Origin of the sequence: Nocardioides sp. LMS-CY (assembly GCF_018732145.1) — a bacterium.
GTDB classification, from domain to species: Bacteria; Actinomycetota; Actinomycetes; order Propionibacteriales; family Nocardioidaceae; genus Nocardioides; species Nocardioides soli.
The window spans coordinates 1,982,308-1,999,605 of sequence record NZ_CP076104.1; the positions used below are offsets into that span (position 1 = coordinate 1,982,308).

Here is a 17,298-nt window from a genome sequence, read left to right on the forward strand (position 1 = left end):
ACGGGACCAGCCCGCGACCGGTCCGTCCCCGTTACGTGGCCCGCGGCAGCAGCAGCCGCACGATGTGGTCCACGCGTCGGTCGTGGAACGCTCGGCTCCAGGCCCGCTGGCCCATGCCCGCGACGATCGTGGCGTCGTGCTCGAGCGGGAAGTAGCACATCCCGATCAGGCTCAGGAACAGCTGGTCGGGCGCGTGCGCGGCCTCGGTCACTCCGGCCCGGGTCATCAGCGAGACCATCCGGTCGGCGAAGCGCTGGGAGTGTCGCGGCAGCTCCTCCCGGTTGCCCGCGTGCTCGAGCGCGTCCCGGGTGAGCAGCCAGACGAACGTGGGGTTCTCGAGGAGGAAGTCGACGTAGCCGCGGATCAGCAGGCGCAGCGCCTCCTCGCCCGCCTCCGGCGCTCGCTCCAGCAGCTCCTCCGCGTCGGTGGCCACCCGGTCCAGGGCGGCGTTGCGTCGGTCGAACACGCGTTGGAGGACCGCGTCGTGCAGCTCCTCCTTCGAGCCGAAGAAGTAGCCGGGCAGCCCGACCGAGACGTGGGCGCGGTCGGCGATCGCGGCCAGCGAGGCGCCCTGGAAGCCGAGGTCGGCGAAGAGGTGCTCGGCGGCGTCGAGGATCGCCGCACGGGACCGGTCGGCGTCGCGAACCCGTCCGGTCCGCTTGCCGTTCGACGACGCACCAGCCGGTTCGTCCATCGCACTCATCCCCCAGCCGTCGGTCGTGGTCACGACGCAGGGTACGGCAGAAACCGCCGTGGTGGGGCGTGGACGCGTAACTATTTGTACATGCAGTAAGTACTTCACACGGCTCCGATCCTGGGCTAGTGTCCCCGGTCACAGCAGGATGCAGCGTCGGACAGCGCTGACAGATCGATTGCTATGTGGACGTTCAGTTGCCCGCACGGATGGGAACCAGCCACCGGACGCGGGTCGAGCAGGCGCCGGACGGCGCCGGAGGAGGATCGAGTTGTTCACCATCGAGCCGCTGGTCGTGGCCTACGGCCCGCACCGCGAGAAGAGCCGGTTCACGTACATGCACAACGCCGGGGTTCCGGTCGACGTGCCGTACGTCGCCTGGCTGGTGCGCGGGCAGGGCTTCGCCGCGCTGGTCGACGTCGGCTGCAGCGCCGACAACTACAACGAGCACATCCGCCCGGTGGACCGCGAGCTGGTGCACGTGGGCCAGGTCTTCGCCGACGTGGTCGACGTGAAGCCCATCGAGTCGCACCTGCGCGAGCGCGGGATGAAGCCCTCCGACATCGACGTCACGATCCTGACCCACCTGGACTGGGACCACTGCATGACCATGGAGCCCTTCGGCGGCAGCGAGATCCTGGTGCAGCGGCAGGAGTGGCAGCAGACCCCCTCCCACGAGATGTTCGCGACGTCGTACGCGCCGGCGGAGCACTACCAGCGCATCGAGGACATGGGGCTGACCCAGCTCGACGGCGACTACCAGATCGCCGACGGCTTCGACCTGCTGCTCACCCCGGGGCACACCCACGGCGGCCAGTCCGCGGTGGTCACGACCTCCGAGGGCACCTACGTCATCGCCGGTATGTGCGTGCTCAAGGAGAACTTCTATCCGTCCGAGGAGGAGGCCGAGCACTTCAAGGTCATCCCGCCCGGCGGGCACACGGACCTGTTCCAGGCCTACGAGCAGATGGTCCGGCTCAAGGAGCTCGGCGGCGACAACGTCCTGCCGCTGCACATGACCGAGGCCTTCGACATGGGCCGCATCGGCTCCCTGGCCGACTGACCGGCCACCCGTCACCCCCCGACCCGACCGATCCCGACCTATCTCGACGACTCCCCTCGGAGGAGACATCATGAGGAAGAAGATCCCAACGCTCCTGACGTGCTCGGCCCTCCTGGCGCTGTCCGCCTGCGGCCTGGGCAGCTCGGGATCCGACGGTGGCAGCGACGACACGATCACGATCGGCACCCTGTTCTCGGTGTCCGGGTCGGGGGCGAACCTGGGCGACAAGATGCGCAAGGGGGCCGCGCTGGCGGTCAAGCAGGTCAACGCCGACGGTGGCATCGACGGCAAGACGATCGACTGGGTCTTCTACGACCCCGCGGGTGACACCTCCACCGCCGTGCAGCAGACGAATCGGATGCTCGACAGCGATGGCGTCGAGCTCGTCGTCGGGGGCGGCGGCTCCTCGGGCATCGCGCTCGCGATGGACCCGATCACCTCGAGCCGCGGGGTCGCGTTCATCGCGACGGAGGGGGCCCGTCAGATCGTCGAGCCGGCCGAGGATCACCCGCTGACCTTCAAGACCACCTTCAACGACACCGTGATGGTCGAGAAGCTGATCGAGTTCTGGCAGGCCAACGACATCACGCGGGTCGCGTTCATGCCGGACACCTCCAGCTTCGGCCAGTCGGCCCAGGAGGAGCTCGAGCGACTGGCCCCGGAGGCGGGCATCGAGGTCTCCACCGCGGCGTTCGACCCGGCCGCCAACGACCTCACCCCGCAGGTGAAGCGACTGGCCGGCAACGACCCGCAGGCCTACTTGGCGTGGACGATCACCCCGGCGGGCGTGACGTTCCTCAAGAACGTCCGCAGCGTGCTCGGCGACGACGTCATGGTCATGCACGGCTTCGGCTTCGTGGACGAGCGGTACATGACGCAGGCCGGCGCCGCGTCGAAGGGCACGCTCCTGGTGTCGCCGAAGCTCCCGGTCTGGGACGAGATCGACAAGAGCGACGAGCAGCAGCCGGTGATGGAGGACTTCGCCGCCGCCTACGCCGACGAGTACGACGGCGAGCAGCCCAACGTCTACGCGGGCCAGGCCTACGACGCGATGATGGTCGCCGTGGAGGCGCTGCGTGCCACCGGTGGAGACCCGGACGGCGAGAAGGTCGCCGACGCGATCGAGGCTCTCGGCACCCACGTGGGCGTCACCGGCGCGTTCAAGTTCACCGCCGACGACCACAGCGGCCTCAGCGTCGACGACGTCGCCGTCATCCGCTGGGATGGCTCGCGCTTCATGCCTGCGAAGTGACCTGTGGACACCGGTCTGTTCATCCAGGTGATCCTGTCCGGGCTGAGCGTGGGCGCGATCTACGCGCTCGTCGCGGTCGGCTTCGGCGTGGTCTTCAACGCCACCGGGGCGATCAACTTCGTCCAGGGTGAGTACGTCATGGTCGGGGGCCTCAGCGCCGGGATGCTCTACGAGGCGTGGGACGTCCCGGTCCTCGTGGCGATCCTGGTCGCGATCGCGCTGACGACGCTGCTAGGCGTGCTGACGGAGATGGGCCTGCTCGGCTTCGGGCGGTTGCGCACCCCGGCCAGCATCACGATCGCGACCATCGCGATCGCCGTCGTCGTCAAGGGCGCGGCGATGCTGATCTCGAACCGGGACACCTTCGCCCTCCCGTCGCTGCTCGGCCCGGGATCGCTGCAGGTGCTCGGCGCCTCGACCAGCCGGCAGACGCTCCTCAACCTGCTCCTCGCGGTGCTTGCGGTGGCCGCGCTCACGCTGTTCTTCCAGCGCACCAAGCTGGGCACCACCCTGCGGGCGGCGGCAAGCGACTCCGAGACGCTGCAGACGTTCGGCGTCTCCTACCGCACCACCGCCCGCTGGGCGTTCGCCATCGCTGCCGCCGTGGGTGCGCTCGCCGGCGCCGGACTGGCGCCGTTGACAGTGATGTCCTTCGACTCGGGCACCCTGCTCGGGCTCAAGGGCTTCGCCGCGGCGATGCTCGGCGGCCTCGGGAACCCCCGTGGGGCCCTGGCCGGCGGCCTGATGCTCGGGGTCGCGGAGGCCGTGATGTCCGGCTACGGCGCGGCGGCGTACGCCGACGTGGTCGCGTTCGTCGTGCTGCTGGCGATCCTCACCCTGAGGCCGACCGGCATGCTCGGCACGTCGCGGGCGGTGCGGACATGATGAGCCGTCTCGCCGGTCCCGCGCGGACCATGAGCCGTCGGGCCACCTGGGAGCTTTGGATCACGCTCGGGCTGCTGGTCGTGCTGCCGATGCTGGCCGCCACCGACTACGCCCTGCACATCTGGACCCGGATGGCGATCTTCCTGATCCTGCTGACGGGGCTGAACTTCATCCAGGGCGTCGCGGGGATGACCTCGCTCGCCCAGGCGGGCTTCTTCGGGCTCGGCGCCTACGCCGCCGGCATCGCGACGGTGCGTCACGACGTGCCGCCGGTCCTCGCGCTCGCTCTCGCACCGGTGCTCGTGACGCTGGTGGCGCTCCTGATCGGCGTCCTGTCGATGCGGCTCAAGGAGATCTACTTCACGATGGCGACCCTGGGCGCCGGGTTCGTCCTGTACCTGCTGTTCGGGCGGATGGTCGAGCTGACCGGTGGCCCCAACGGACTGGTCGGCATCCCGCCGTTCTCCGTGGGCGGGATGGAGTTCACCGAGCCGATCATGAAGTACGGACTGGCCGCCGTCCTGGCCGCGATCGGCGCCATCGCGGCCCACAACCTGCTGGTGTCGCGCACCGGCCGCGCGCTGCGCGCCTACGGCGCCTCCGAGCCGGCGGCGCTGGCGGTCGGCGCCAGTCCCTTCCGGCTGCGACTGCTGGCCTTCGGACTGAGCGGCTTCTACGCCGGTGTCGCCGGCGCCCTCGAGGCGTTCGACTCGCGCTTCGTCAGCCCGTCGACGTTCGACTTCATGACGGCGGTGCTGCTGGTCGTCGCCCTGGTCGTCTCCGGGGCGGGGCGGATGATCGGTCCGATCCTGGGGGCGCTGCTGCTCACCGGCATCGAGGTGTTCGCGGCGGACTACGCCGACTACGAGCCGTTGATCATGGGCATCGTCTTCCTCGTCGCCGTCCAGCTGTTCCCCCGCGGTGTCGCGGGCGAGCTGGCGGCCCGCCGGGAGGATCGCCGGGAGCGGGCGAAGCGGTCCGCCGACCTGGCCGCCGACGTGGCCGTCGATGCCCCGACGACGCTGAAGGCGGTGCAGCGATGACCAGCACGATCGAGCGGCCCGGCCTGCAGATCACCGGCGTGTGCAAGGCGTACGGCGGCCTCCAGGTGCTCAGCGGCGTGACGCTGCGCGCGCCGGCCGGGGCGATCACGGCGGTGATCGGTCCCAACGGCGCCGGCAAGAGCACGCTGGCGAACGTCATCTCCGGCTTCGTCACCCAGGACCGGGGGGAGGTCGTCGTCAACGGCGTCCGGCTGCCGCCCGGGAAGGCGGTCACCCGGGCCGAGCACCGGCTGGGGCGCACGTTCCAGAACCTGGAGATCTTCACCGGGATGACCGTGCTCCAGAACGTCGCGATGGGTGCCTACTCGCGGCAGCGGGGCAGCCACCTCGGCGACCTCGTCCGGGGTCCACGGGCGCGTCGTGACGAGATCGAGGTCAAGGAGGCGGCGCTGGTCCTGTTGCGCAGGTTCCGGCTCGAGCACCGCGCCGACTCGCTGGTGGAGTCGCTGCCCTTCGGCGAGGCCAAGCTGGTCGAGATGGTCCGGGTGCTCGCCATGGAGCCCGAGGTCGTCGTGCTCGACGAGCCGGCCGCCGGGCTTCCGCCGGCCAGCGCGCTGCCGCTGGCCGAGACCATCGCCGGGCTGGCCGAGGACGGCATCGGGGTCCTCCTCATCGAGCACAACATGAAGCTCGTGATGAGCATCTCCCAGCACGTGGTCGTGCTCGACCAGGGGCAGGTGCTCACCGAGGGCTCACCCGCCGAGGTGCAGCAGGACCCCCGGGTCATCGAGGCCTACCTGGGGCCCGGCGCGACGACGAGCGAGGAGCTCACGCTATGAGCGGCACGGAGGGACTGGTCGTCGAGGGGCTCACCGTCCGCTACGGCCGGGTCGAGGTCGTGCACGGCATCGACTTCGCGGCGCGGCCGGGCCAGGTCACGTGCCTGGTGGGCAACAACGGGGCCGGCAAGACGACCACGATCCGGGGGATCCTCGGACTCCAGCCCAGCCGCGCGCGGCAGGTCACCTTCCAGGGCCGCTCGCTGTCCGGGGTGCCGACCCACGCCATCGCCCGGCACGGCATCGCGCTCGTGCCCGAGGGGCGCCGGGTGTTCGCGGACCTGACCGTGCTGGAGAACCTCCGGATGGGTGCGGTCCGACGCAACGGCGGCTGGCACGACGACGTGACGCTGGGCGAGGTCTACGACCTGTTCCCCGAGCTGAGGGACCGCAGCGCCAGCAAGGCCGGTCTGTTGTCCGGCGGCCAGCAGCAGATGCTGGCGATGGGCCGGGCGATGATGGCCCGCCCCGACATGCTGGTCCTCGACGAGCCGTCGATGGGCCTCAGCCCGGTGCTGGTCAACCGGATCTACGAGGCGCTGGTCGCCCTGCGTGGGGCGGGCTACACGATCCTGCTCTCCGAGCAGAACGCCAACCTCGCCCTCGACCTGGCCGACCACGCCTACATCCTCGAGACGGGGCGGGTCGTGGAGGACGGCGTCGCCGCCGACCTCGCCGACTCCGCCCGCGTGCAAGCGATCTACCTGGGAGCCTGACGTGAACCTGTATCTCGACCCCGCCGCCGTGGCGGACCTGCTCGACCGGCCCGACGTCCGCGTCGTCGACACCCGCGCCTCCTTGGCCGACGGACCGACGGGGCGGGAGATGTGGGCGGCCGGCCACGTGCGCGGCGCCGTGCATGCCGACTGGATCGACGACTGGGGCACGACCGTCGACGGCGTCGAGGGCATGCTGCCCCCGGCCGACGAGTTCGCGGCGGCGATGTCGCGACTCGGCGTCGACAACGACACGCTGGTCGTCGCCTACGACGACAACTCGCTCTTCACCGCGTCCCGGCTGGTGTGGGCGCTGCTGCACTACGGGCACGAGCGGGTCGCGGTGCTCGACGGCGGCTTCCCCGCCTGGGAGGAGGTCGGCCTGCCGGTGTCGGTCGGCGAGGCCGACGAGCTCCCGCAGCCACGAAGCTTCCTCGTCGACGGGCCGCGGCAGCTCCGCCGGGAGATGGCGGAGGTCCGCGCCCTGCTCGACCGCGACGACGTCCGCCTGGTCGACTGCCGGATGGACGCGACGTTCGACACCTCGGCCGGGCGGATCCCCGGTGCGACCCGGCTCCCGTCGCCGACCCTGGTCGGGGACGACGGACGCTTCAAGCGGGGGGCGGAGGTCGTCGCACTGGCCGCGGCGGCCGGTGTTGCCCAGGAGGGGCCCACCGTCCTCTACTGCGGCGGCGGCGTCTCGGCGGCGGCGGTGCTGGTGTCCCTCCGCGACGCCGGGTACGAGAACCTCACCCTCTACGACGGCTCGTGGTCGGAGTGGTCCCGGCACGACGAGAACCCGATCGAGAGGCACGCATGAGCCCGGCCAGGGGACCCGCCCCGCTCGGGGCCTACGCGCAGACGGTCGTCGCCGCCGGGCTGTGCTTCGTCTCCGGCCAGGTGCCGGTCGACCGGGACGGCAACCACCTGCCCGCAGACGACCTGGCCGCCCAGGCCGAGCAGGTCTTCGCCAACCTCGAGGCCTGCCTGGCCGACCAGGGACTGACGATGGCGGACGTCGTGTCGATCACGACGTTCCTGCGAGACATCGGCGACGGTGCCGCGGTCTCGGCGGTCCGCGGCCGGTTCTTCGGCGACCATCGACCCACCAGCACCGTCGTCGAGGTCTCGGGCTTCCTCAACCCCGCGTGGCGCCTGGAGGTCCAGGCGGTGGCCGCGGTCCGCGAACCCGATCAGCAGTAGGACAGGAGCCAGCGTGCGCATCGACAACCAGTTCACCGTCCCCGCGACCCCGGAGCGGGCCTGGGAGTTCCTCACCGACCTCGGTCGGGTGGCCCCGTGCCTGCCCGGTGCGACGGTGGAGTCGGTGGCGGGAGACACGCTCACCGGGCGGGTCGCGCTCCGCATCGGCCCGATGAACATGAGCTACGCCGGGGAGGCGGCGTTCGTGGTCAAGGACGACGAGAGCATGATCGCCACGATCGAGGCCGGCGGCCGCGATGGCCGTGGCGGCGGGACGGTGAAGGCGACGATCAAGGCCTCGCTGGCCGAGGCCCCCGGCGGCACGCAGGTGTGCCTGGCCACGGACCTCGGGCTCACCGGCCGGGTGGCCCAGCTCGGCCAGGGACCGATCAAGGAGCTGAGCGCGAAGCTGATGGGCCAGTTCGCCGACTGCCTCGCGGCCAGGCTGGAGGAGCCGGCGACGCGGCCCGCGGACGCCGGCCGCCCCGGCGACACGACGCCGCCCGCCCCGCCGGTCGAACCCGTCGAGCCGATCAACCTGCTGGACGCCTCGCCGGTGCCGACGAAGGTGCTCGCTGGCGTCGCAGCCGTCGCGGTGGCGGTGGTCGTCGGCATCCTGCTGGGCCGCGTCGGTCGACGGAGTGGGGGACGCTGATGTCCGACGTGCTGACCTCGATGGCCTACGAGCGGGCCCGCAGCGTCCCTGAGGCGATCGTCCTGCTGGCCGAGGGCGGCGAGGACGCCCGACCGATCTCCGGTGGCCAGAGCCTGGTGCCGATGATGAACCTGGGGCTCGCGGCCCCGGCGTTCCTCGTCGACGTCTCCGCGATCCCCGGGCTGCGCAGCGTCGGCGTGGAGGGTGACCATCTGGTCATCGGCGCCGCGGTCACGCACGCGGAGCTGACCAGCGACCCCGTGATCGCCGAGCACGCGCCGTTGCTGGCCCGCGCGGCCGCTCACATCGGCAGCCAGCGGATCCGCAACCGGGGCACCATCGGGGGCTCGGTCGCGCACGGCGACGCCGCCGCCGAGCTGCCGGTGAGCTGCCATGTGCTCGACGCCGACTACCAGGTCGAGAGCCGGGCCGGCGCCGAGTGGCGCCCGGCGCGCGCCTTCTCCCTGGGCTACTACCAGACCGATCTCGCGCCCGGCGAGCTGGTCACGGCGGTCCGGGTGCCGCTCCGTCCCGGGCACGGCTGGGGCTTCCAGGAGTACTCCCGCAGGTCCGGGGACTTCGCGCTGGCGTCCGCCGCCGCGGGTGTCGCCCTGGACGGCGGACGGATCAGCAGCGTGGCGATCGGGGTGACCGGCGCGGCCGACCGGCCGCTGCGGCTGGACGCCGTCGAGCGGCGGCTGACCGGCCTGACCGTGGAGGAGGGCGTTCGGTCGATCACCGGACTCGCCGGGGAGCTCGACGTGGCCGACGACCCGTACTGCGCGGCGTCGGAGCGGGCCCGGCTGATCGAGGCGATGGCGGTGCGCGCGGTCCGGGAGGCCTGCGCCGATGCGAGGAGGGACCACTGATGACCGGCGGCATGGGCACCGCGGAGACGACGATCACGCTCAACGGCGCGGAGGTGACCGGCCGGGCGCCGGCCGACACCACGTTGGTGCGCTGGCTGCGTGAGCAGGCGCACGCGTACGAGGTGAAGGAGGGCTGCAACGAAGGCACCTGCGGCACCTGCACGGTCCTCGTCGACGGCCGTGCGGCAACGGGCTGCACGACGCTCGCGGTCCAGGTCGACGGGGCCGCGGTGGAGACCAGTGCCTCCCTCGCCGACGGCGAGGAGCTCAGTCCACTGCAGGCGAAGTTCTGGGAGACCGGTGCCGCGCAGTGCGGCTTCTGCACCCAGGGGATGCTGATGTCCGCCGTCGAGCTGCTGCGGTCCGGTGTCGAGGTCACGCCCGCCGTCGTGCGCGAGCACCTGCACGGCAATCTCTGCCGCTGCACGGGCTACCAGGCGATCGTCGATGCGGTGGTCGACGCGGCCGCGGAGGGGGCGACGCGATGACCGAGACGCTCTCGAGCCGGACGGCCTCGACTACCCGTGTCGTCAACCAGGCGGTGCCGCGCCGGGACTCCCACGAGAAGCTGCGCGGCCGGACCCGGTACGCCGGCGACGTCGACATCGCCGGGCAGCTCCACGCCCGACTGGTGCGCTCGCCCGTGCCGTCGGCGCGGATCGTCTCGCGGGACGCGTCCGCGGCCCTCCAGGTGCCGGGTGTGGTCGCGGTGCTCTTCGGGGAGGACGTGCCGAACAACGAGATCCCGACCAACACCGCGGGCATCAAGGGCCGGCCGCTGCCGCCGTCATGGGTGCTCGCCGTCGAGCGGGTGCGCTACCACGGCGAGCCGGTCGCCCTGATCGTGGCCGAGAGCCCGCGCGCGCTCGCCGCGGCGGAGGCGCTCATCGAGGTGGAGTACGACGTGCTCCCGGTCGTCTCCGACCCGGAGCGGGCACTGGAGCCGGGATCGCCGGAGGTGCACGAGGGCGGCAACCTGCTCAGCCAGTGGCGCATCGACCGGGGAGACGTCGACCGCGCGTTCGCCGAGGCCCCGATCGTGGTCGAGGGCAGCTACGAGGCGCAGGTCGTCGACCATGCCTACCTGGAGCTCGAGACCGGCATCGGCTGGCTGGACGACGAAGGCGTCATCAACATCAAGGCCTCCACCCAGGAGATCGAGCACTACCGGCGGATCGCCCACATCGTCGGGTTGCCGGACTCCAAGGTCCGGGTGCAGGCGCCGTACCTCGGCGGCGGCTTCGGCGGCAAGGAGGACATGACCGTCGAGCCCTACATCGCGCTGGCGGTGCAGCGGACCGGGCGGCCGGTCAAGATGGTGTGGAGCCGCCAGGAGTCGCTGACCGCGCGGGCCAAGCGGCACCCGGTGCGGATGCGCTACCGCACGGCGGCGGCCGCGGACGGCACGCTGCTGGCCCACGACATCGAGATCGTCTCCGATGCGGGCGCCTACCCGCTGCTGAGCGGCTTCGTGCTGCTCTACATCACGCTGAACGCCGCCGGGCCCTACCGCTGTGACAACGTGCGGGTGCACTCGCGCGCGGCGTACACGAACAACACGCCGGGCTCGGCGTTCCGCGGCTTCGGCGGGATGCAGCCCGTGCTCGCCTACGAGGCCCAGATCGACAGGGTCGCCGACGCCGCGGGCCGGGACCGGGTCGAGGTGCGCAAGGCCAACGCCTTCGTCGTCGGTGACCGGATCCCGGCGGGCCAGCGGATCGAGACCGCGGTGTGGCTGCCGCAGTGCATCGACGCGGTGCTGGAGGCGATCGGCCCGCGACCGGAGCCGTCGTCCCCGGAGCACCGGGTCGGACTCGGGCTGGCCTGCAACGTGCAGCCCTACGGCCGGGTCGCCTGGATGAACGACTCCGCGTCGGCGTGGGTGGGCTGCGAGCGCGACGGCGGCGTCGTCGTGCGCTGCGGCGTCCCGGACGTGGGCGGCGGCCAGGTCTCGTCGCTCGCGCAGATCGCCGCCGAGGTGCTGCATGTGCCGATGGACAGCGTCACGGTGCACTTCGGCGACAGCGCACGCACACCGTTGGCGGGACGCACCACGGCCACCCGCCAGCTGTACATGTCCGGCAACGCCGTGCTGTCCGCGGCCGAGGAGCTGCGCGGCCAGCTGCTCGAAGGCGTGGCGCAGGGCACCGGGCAGCCCGTGTCGGAGCTGACGCTCACCGAGGGCGGCGTGCTCACCCCGGGCGGCGTGGTGCCGCTGGCCGAGGTGGTGGCCATGTGCCTGGCGTCCGGGGTCGCGATCAACGCGATGCGGACCTACTTCGCGCCGACGGGCGAGCCGGTGACCGAGCTGGTCGACTCCGAGCGGATCGTGCCGGACTTCACCTTCGGTGCGCACGCGGCGTACGTCGAGGTCGACACCCGCACCGGGCAGGTGCGGCCGCTGCGCTACGTGGCCGCCCACGACGTGGGTCGGGCCATCAACCCGCTGAGCGTCCGCGGCCAGATCCAGGGTGCGGTCGTCCAGGGCATCGGCTACGCGCTGACGGAGCGGGTCGTGTACGACGAGGGCGTCAACCTGACCGGCGCGTTCTACCAGTACGCCATCCCGACCGCCGCCGACTGCCCGGAGATCGAGGTGGCGATCCTCGAGTCCGGTGAGGGCGTGGGCCCGTTCCACGCCCGCGGTATCGGCGAGCCGCCGATCGGTCCGTGCGCGGCCACCCTGGCCAGCGCGGTCGAGGACGCCGTGGGTGCCCGGCCGGCCACGCTGCCGATGCTCGCGGAGACCGTGCTGGCGTGCGTCGACGAGGGGGGCCGGGCATGAGCGCGACGGGTGTCGACCGGCACCGGACCACCGCGGGGCTCCACGTCGTCACCGTCGAGACCTCCAGCCTCGGGGACCGCAGCTACCTGGTGCACGACGGGTCGGTCGCGTTCGTGGTCGACCCGCAGCGCGACATCGACCGGGTGCTCGAGGTGCTGGACCGCGAGCGGCTGTCGCTGACCCACGTCTTCGAGACGCACGTCCACAACGACTACGTCACCGGCGGCCTGACCCTGGCCCGCGAGACCGGTGCGGCGTACCTGCTCAACGGCGCCGACGAGGTCGCCTTCGACCGGGAGCCGTTGCGCGACGGACAGCTCCTCGAGGTCGGAGACCGGATGCGGGTGGAGGTGGTCGCCACTCCGGGCCACACGTTCCACCACCTCTCCTACGTGCTGCGGGACCGGGACGCCGACCTGGGGCGAGCGGTGTTCTCCGGCGGCTCCCTGCTCTACGGCTCGACCGGCCGGCCGGACCTGCTGGGCGAGGAGCACACCGACCGGCTCGCCCGGCTGCAGCACGGCTCGGCGCACCGGCTCGGGCGGCTGCTTCCCGACGACGCGAGGCTCTACCCCACCCACGGGTTCGGGTCGTTCTGCTCGGCCACCCAGTCCGACGCGGTGGACTCCACGATCGGCGACGAGCGCAGGACGAACCCGGTGCTGGTCGACGACGAGGCGACGTACGTGCGGGAGCTGCTCGCGGGTCTCGGGCCGTGGCCGAGCTACTACGCCCACATCGCGCCGCTCAACGTGGCGGGTCCCGGCCGCGGCGACCTCACGCCGCCCCGGGAGGCGACGGCGGCGGAGATCCGGCGCCGCATCGACGCGGGGGAGTGGGTCGTCGACCTGCGCGGCCGCACCGCCTTCGCGACCGGTCACGTCCGCGGCAGCGTCAACGTCGGCCTCGACGGGGCCTTCGCGACGAACCTCGGCTGGCTCTTCGACTGGGGCACCCCGCTCACGCTGCTGGGGTCGCGACCCGACGAGGTCGCCGCGGCCCAGGTCGAGCTGATGCGCATCGGGATCGAGCGGCCGGTGGCCGCGACCACGGGCTCGCCCGAGCGGTGGGACGAGCGGCCCCTGGGCTCGTTCGAGCAGGCGGACTTCCCCCGCCTGGCCGCCGTCCTCGCGCGGCAGCCGGTGGACGTCCTCGACGTACGACGGGCCGAGGAGTTCGACGCCGGGCACATCGACGGGGCGGTGAACGTGCCGTTGCACGAGCTGCGCGCGCGGCACGGTGAACTGCCGCGGCGCCCGCTGTGGATCCACTGCCAGAGCGGCTACCGGGCGTCGATCGCCGCGTCGTTGCTGGCGGCGGAGGGGCGCGACGTCGTCGCGGTCGACGACCACTTCGGCCGGGCCGCCGACGCGGGTCTCCCCGTGCTCACCCGGTCGGCATGACCCTCGTCCTCGTCCTGGCGCTCTCGCTCGTCGTCGGCGTCGCGCTCGGGGCCCTCGGCGGTGGCGGGTCGATCCTGACCGTCCCGATCCTCGTGTACGTCGCCGGCCTTGACGCCAAGGAGGCGATCGCGACGTCGCTGCTCGTGGTCGGGACGACCTCGGCGGTGGGCGCGGTCACGCACGCCCGCGCGGGCCGGATCCGCTGGCGCACGGGCGCGGTGTTCGGCCTGGGCGGGATGGTCGGCGCGTTCGTCGGCGGCCTCGTCGCCGGCCACCTGCCGGGACGGCTCCTGCTGACGGCCTTCGCGACGATGATGATCGCCACCGCCGTCGCCATGCTGCGCGGGCCGCGCGTGGCGCCGGCCGCCGGTGAGCTCAGGGTGGCCCGGGCGCTGGTCGACGGCGTCGTCGTGGGACTGCTGACGGGGCTCGTCGGCGCCGGGGGAGGGTTCCTCGTGGTTCCGGCCCTCGTGCTGCTGGGCGGGCTGCCGATGTCGGTCGCCGTCGGCACGTCGCTGGTCGTGATCGCGATGAAGTCCGCGGCGGGCCTGGCCGGCTACCTCACCACCGTCTCGATCCCCTGGGACCTCGCGCTCCCGGTCACCGCCGTGGCGATCTGCGGCACCGTCGTCGGCGGCCGGCTCACCGGCCGGATCCCCGAGGACCGGCTCCGGGCGCTCTTCGGCTGGTTCGTGCTCGTGATCGGGACCTTCGTGCTGCTGGAGCAGGCGGCTCCGTCGAGCTGGCTGCTGCCGGGCGTGCTGGTGCTCGCCGTGGTCGCCCTCGCGCTGGGCGGTCGGGCGTGGGTCGAGCGGCCGCGGTCGGTGACCGGACGCTCCTGAGGCGGCGCGTCAGACGATGGCGCTGAGCCCGCCGTCGACGACCAGGGAGCCCCCGGTCATGTACGACGATGCCGGCGAGGCCAGGAAGAGCAGCGCCGCATCGAGCTCCTCCTGCTCGCCGAAGCGGCCGAGGATGCTGTGGTCGGCCACCATCCCACGCAGCAGCTCCGCGCCCTCGGACGCCGTCATCTCGCTGGCGAAGTAGCCCGGGCAGAGCGCGTTCACCCGGATCCCGCGCCGGGCCGACCACTGCTGGGCCAGGTCGCGGGTCAGGCCGAGGACCCCGGCCTTGCTGGCCGCGTAGTGCGCCTGTGGGAAGCGGGAGGCCACCAGGGCCAGGACGCTGGCGACGTTGACGATCGACGACCCCCGGGGCATGTGCGGAGCGCAGGCCCGGGCCATCCAGTAGGTGCCGTTGAGGTTCACGTCGATGACGGTGCCGAACACGTCGGGGTCCTCGCGCAGCGCGGCGCCGGCGGGACCCAGCCCGGCGTTGTTCACCAGCACGTCGATGCGCCCGAACTCCGCGACGGCGGCCGCCGCCAGGTCGTCACACTCCTCCGGCCGGGACACGTCCGTGCGGTGGGTGAGCACCGTGGTGCCGCTCCGGCGCAGCTCGTCGGCCACGGCGGTGAGCCGGTCCTCCCGCCGCGCGGCCAGGACGAGCGTGGCTCCGACGGCGGCGGTGGCGCGGGCGAAGCCGAGGCCGAGGCCGGAGCTGGCCCCGGTGACGACGACCACCTGGTGGTCGAGCCGGAAGCGGTCGAGCGGGCTCGCGGTGGCCGGGCTCGCGGTCATGGGTGCCTGCTCTCTGTCAGCCGAGGTGCGGGGGGACGCGCTTGAGCTCCTGGCGGGCGATCGTGCGCCGGTGGACGGCGTCCGGGCCGTCGACGATGCGCAGCACCCGGGCCCAGGCGTAGAAGCCGGCCAGGACGGTGTCGTCGGACACGCCCATCGCGCCGAAGACCTCGATGGCGCGATCGATCACCGCCACCGCGACGGCCGGTGCCGCGACCTTGATCTCGGAGATCTCCGACTTCGCGGCCTTCGCGCCGTGCTGGTCGATCAGCCAGGCGGTGTTGTAGACCAGCAGGCGCGCCTGGTCGATCTCGATGCGGGAGTCGGCGATCAGGTCCTGCACGTTGCCGAACTCGGAGAGGTGTCGGCCGAACGCGACCCGGGACTTGGCCCGGTCGACCATCAGCGCCAGAGCCCGCTCGGCCATGCCGATGGCGCGCATGGCGTGGTGGATGCGTCCGGGACCCAGGCGGGCCTGGGCGATCCGGAAGCCGTCGCCCTCGCCGGCCAGCAGGTTGTCGACCGGGACCCGCACGTCGCGGAAGACGATCTCGGAGTGCCCGTGCTGGTCCTGGTAGCCGAAGACCGGGAGGTGGCGCTCGATGCTGACGCCCGGCGTGTCCCGGGGGACCAGGATCATCGACTGCTGTCGGTGGGTCGCGGCGTCGGGGTCGGTCTTGCCCATCACGATGAAGATCTCGCACCGCTGGTCGGCGACCCCGGTGATCCACCACTTGCGGCCGTTGATGACGTACTCGTCCCCGTCGCGGGTGATCGTCGTGGTGATGTTCGTGGCGTCGGAGGAGGCCACGTCGGGCTCGGTCATGGCGAAGGCCGAGCGGATCCGGCCCTCGAGCAGCGGCTCCAGCCAGCGCTCGCGCTGCTCCGGGGTCGCGAACAGCTCCAGCGTCTCCATGTTCCCCGTGTCGGGGGCCTGGCAGTTGATCGCCTCCGGGGCGATCACCGGTGACCAGCCCGAGATCTCGGCGACCGGCGCGTACTCCAGGTTCGACAGGCCCGACAGCTGGGGCAGGAAGAGGTTCCAGAGGCCGCGGCGCCTCGCCTCGGTCTTGAGGTCCTCGATGACCGGCGGGGTGGCGTGCTCGCCGTGCTCGGCGAGGTACGCCGCCCACACGGGCTCGGCCGGGAACACCTGCTCGCGCATGAACTCCCACATGCTGTCGCAGGCATCCTGGGCCTTGGGGGAGAGGGCGAAGTCCATCGTGTCTCCTTAGATGTGGTCGAGACCGGCCTGCGCCAGCCGGAGGATCTCGTCGTCGAAGTCGCCGAAGTCCTGGCCGCCCATCGCGCCGGCCGCGGACCGCGCCGCGACACCCTGCACGATGATGGCGAACTTGAAGTGCGCGAACGCCCGGTAGTAGCCCAGGTCGCTGAGGTCGGCCCCGGACGCCGCGGCGTACCGCTCGAGCATGCCCGCCCGGTTCGGGAAGCCGGGCAGCTGGCTGACGCCGGGGATCAGGCTCAGGTCGCCGTCGTCGGCGTCGCGCCAGAAGAGCATGAGCAGCCCGAGGTCGGAGAGCGGGTCGCCGAGCGTCGACAGCTCCCAGTCGAGGACGGCGTTGATGCGGCCCGGGTCGGCGGCGTCGTACACGACGTTGTCGGTGCGGAAGTCGCCGTGCACGATCGTGCTGCGCCGCTGGACCGGCACGGCCGCGGCCAGCCGCCGGCCCAGCTCGTCGATCTCGGCGACGTCGTGGCTGCGGCTCGCCTCCCACTGCCCGGTCCAGCGCCGTACCTGCCGCTCCATGAACCCCGCCGGTCGCCCGTAGTCGCCGAGCCCCACCGCCTCCGGGTCGACGGCATGGAGGGCGGCCAGGGTGTCCACGAAGGCGAACGCCATCCGGGTGCGCTCGGCCGCGGTCGTGGCGTACCCGTCCGGGAGCTCGCCGCGGATCACGTGCCCGGGCACCTTCTCCATCACGTAGCACTGGATGCCGATCAGCTCGCCCTCGTCGTAGAGCACGATCGGCGCGGCGGGGACGTCGGTGCCGGCCAGGCACCGCTGGACGCGTGCCTCGCGGCCCATGTCGTGGGCGCTCGGCAGCAGGGTTCCGGTGGGCGGGCGGCGCAGGACCAGCTCGCCGGCGGCGCTGGTCAGCGTGAAGGTGAGGTTGGACTTCCCCCCGCTGATCAGCTCCGCCCGGCTGTTCCGCCACGCCTCCTCGCCGGTGACCTCGGCCAGGCGGGGACCGAGTCGGTCCAGGCGGACCAGGTCGCGGATGTCACCGGACATGTGCACCTCTTCTACCGCGCTGAACATTACCGAGTG

At 72.3% G+C, this 17,298-nt stretch carries 18 protein-coding genes; 14 read left to right on the forward strand and 4 right to left on the reverse strand.

All coding sequences use genetic code 11. The features are described from left to right. Positions 1 to 31: 31 nt before the first annotated feature. Positions 32 to 727 carry a TetR/AcrR family transcriptional regulator gene (locus KM427_RS09570; RefSeq protein WP_215527048.1) on the reverse strand — a complete coding sequence of 232 codons (696 nt, stop codon included), beginning with the start codon at positions 725 to 727 and terminating at the stop codon, positions 32 to 34. Positions 728 to 965: 238 nt separating this feature from the next. On the opposite strand from KM427_RS09570, the gene KM427_RS09575 reads away from it, so the two are divergent. The 14 genes from KM427_RS09575 (at position 966) to KM427_RS09640 (ending at position 14,210) form a co-directional block, all read left to right on the forward strand. Then, a complete protein-coding gene (locus KM427_RS09575; RefSeq protein ID WP_183590639.1) occupies positions 966 to 1,757 on the forward strand; it encodes an MBL fold metallo-hydrolase in 792 nt (263 codons plus the stop codon). 70 nt (positions 1,758 to 1,827) lie between these two features. Further along, a complete protein-coding gene (locus KM427_RS09580) occupies positions 1,828 to 3,009 on the forward strand; it encodes an ABC transporter substrate-binding protein (protein WP_215527049.1) in 1,182 nt (393 codons plus the stop codon). Between the two features lie 3 nt (positions 3,010 to 3,012). Continuing rightward, positions 3,013 to 3,894: a branched-chain amino acid ABC transporter permease gene (locus KM427_RS09585; protein ID WP_183590637.1), complete on the forward strand. Its 882-nt coding sequence runs from the start codon at positions 3,013 to 3,015 to the stop codon at positions 3,892 to 3,894. A gap of 29 nt (positions 3,895 to 3,923) precedes the next feature. Continuing rightward, on the forward strand, positions 3,924 to 4,937 hold the full coding sequence (locus tag KM427_RS09590) for a branched-chain amino acid ABC transporter permease (protein WP_215527050.1): 1,014 nt from the start codon (positions 3,924 to 3,926) through the stop codon (positions 4,935 to 4,937). Further along, positions 4,934 to 5,737: an ABC transporter ATP-binding protein gene (locus KM427_RS09595; protein ID WP_215527574.1), complete on the forward strand. Its 804-nt coding sequence runs from the start codon at positions 4,934 to 4,936 to the stop codon at positions 5,735 to 5,737. The genes KM427_RS09590 and KM427_RS09595 overlap by 4 nt, the downstream gene beginning before the upstream one ends. Further along, the gene (locus tag KM427_RS09600) at positions 5,734 to 6,453 is read left to right on the forward strand and encodes an ABC transporter ATP-binding protein (protein ID WP_215527051.1); all 720 of its coding nucleotides are present in this window, start codon (positions 5,734 to 5,736) and stop codon (positions 6,451 to 6,453) included. The genes KM427_RS09595 and KM427_RS09600 overlap by 4 nt, the downstream gene beginning before the upstream one ends. 1 nt (position 6,454) lies before the next feature. Continuing rightward, positions 6,455 to 7,273, forward strand: a complete 819-nt coding sequence (locus KM427_RS09605; protein ID WP_215527052.1) for a sulfurtransferase — start codon at positions 6,455 to 6,457, stop codon at positions 7,271 to 7,273. Then, entirely contained in the window at positions 7,270 to 7,656 is a 387-nt protein-coding gene (locus KM427_RS09610; protein WP_183590632.1) for a RidA family protein, read from the forward strand. Before KM427_RS09605 ends, KM427_RS09610 begins: the two co-directional genes overlap by 4 nt. Positions 7,657 to 7,669: 13 nt before the next feature. Further along, complete coding sequence (locus KM427_RS09615) at positions 7,670 to 8,311, forward strand: SRPBCC family protein (RefSeq protein WP_215527053.1); 642 nt, start codon at positions 7,670 to 7,672, stop codon at positions 8,309 to 8,311. Then, positions 8,311 to 9,180 carry an FAD binding domain-containing protein gene (locus KM427_RS09620; protein ID WP_183590630.1) on the forward strand — a complete coding sequence of 290 codons (870 nt, stop codon included), beginning with the start codon at positions 8,311 to 8,313 and terminating at the stop codon, positions 9,178 to 9,180. Before KM427_RS09615 ends, KM427_RS09620 begins: the two co-directional genes overlap by 1 nt. Beyond that, a complete protein-coding gene (locus KM427_RS09625) occupies positions 9,180 to 9,668 on the forward strand; it encodes a (2Fe-2S)-binding protein (protein ID WP_215527054.1) in 489 nt (162 codons plus the stop codon). The genes KM427_RS09620 and KM427_RS09625 overlap by 1 nt, the downstream gene beginning before the upstream one ends. Next, positions 9,665 to 11,965: a xanthine dehydrogenase family protein molybdopterin-binding subunit gene (locus KM427_RS09630; RefSeq protein WP_215527055.1), complete on the forward strand. Its 2,301-nt coding sequence runs from the start codon at positions 9,665 to 9,667 to the stop codon at positions 11,963 to 11,965. The genes KM427_RS09625 and KM427_RS09630 overlap by 4 nt, the downstream gene beginning before the upstream one ends. After that, on the forward strand, positions 11,962 to 13,368 hold the full coding sequence (locus KM427_RS09635) for an MBL fold metallo-hydrolase (protein WP_183590628.1): 1,407 nt from the start codon (positions 11,962 to 11,964) through the stop codon (positions 13,366 to 13,368). Before KM427_RS09630 ends, KM427_RS09635 begins: the two co-directional genes overlap by 4 nt. Further along, positions 13,365 to 14,210, forward strand: coding sequence for a sulfite exporter TauE/SafE family protein (locus KM427_RS09640; protein WP_183590627.1), 846 nt, complete (start codon positions 13,365 to 13,367; stop codon positions 14,208 to 14,210). The genes KM427_RS09635 and KM427_RS09640 overlap by 4 nt, the downstream gene beginning before the upstream one ends. Before the next feature lie 9 nt (positions 14,211 to 14,219). Here KM427_RS09640 and KM427_RS09645 read toward each other — a convergent pair whose 3' ends face one another. From KM427_RS09645 to KM427_RS09655, 3 genes are read right to left on the reverse strand one after another with little or no spacing between them, the layout of a single operon-like run. Continuing rightward, complete coding sequence (locus KM427_RS09645; protein WP_183590626.1) at positions 14,220 to 15,008, reverse strand: SDR family NAD(P)-dependent oxidoreductase; 789 nt, start codon at positions 15,006 to 15,008, stop codon at positions 14,220 to 14,222. 16 nt (positions 15,009 to 15,024) lie between these two features. Beyond that, positions 15,025 to 16,230, reverse strand: a complete 1,206-nt coding sequence (locus KM427_RS09650) for an acyl-CoA dehydrogenase family protein (RefSeq protein WP_215527056.1) — start codon at positions 16,228 to 16,230, stop codon at positions 15,025 to 15,027. 9 nt (positions 16,231 to 16,239) lie between these two features. Then, on the reverse strand, positions 16,240 to 17,262 hold the full coding sequence (locus KM427_RS09655; RefSeq protein WP_215527057.1) for a phosphotransferase family protein: 1,023 nt from the start codon (positions 17,260 to 17,262) through the stop codon (positions 16,240 to 16,242). Positions 17,263 to 17,298: the final 36 nt, after the last annotated feature.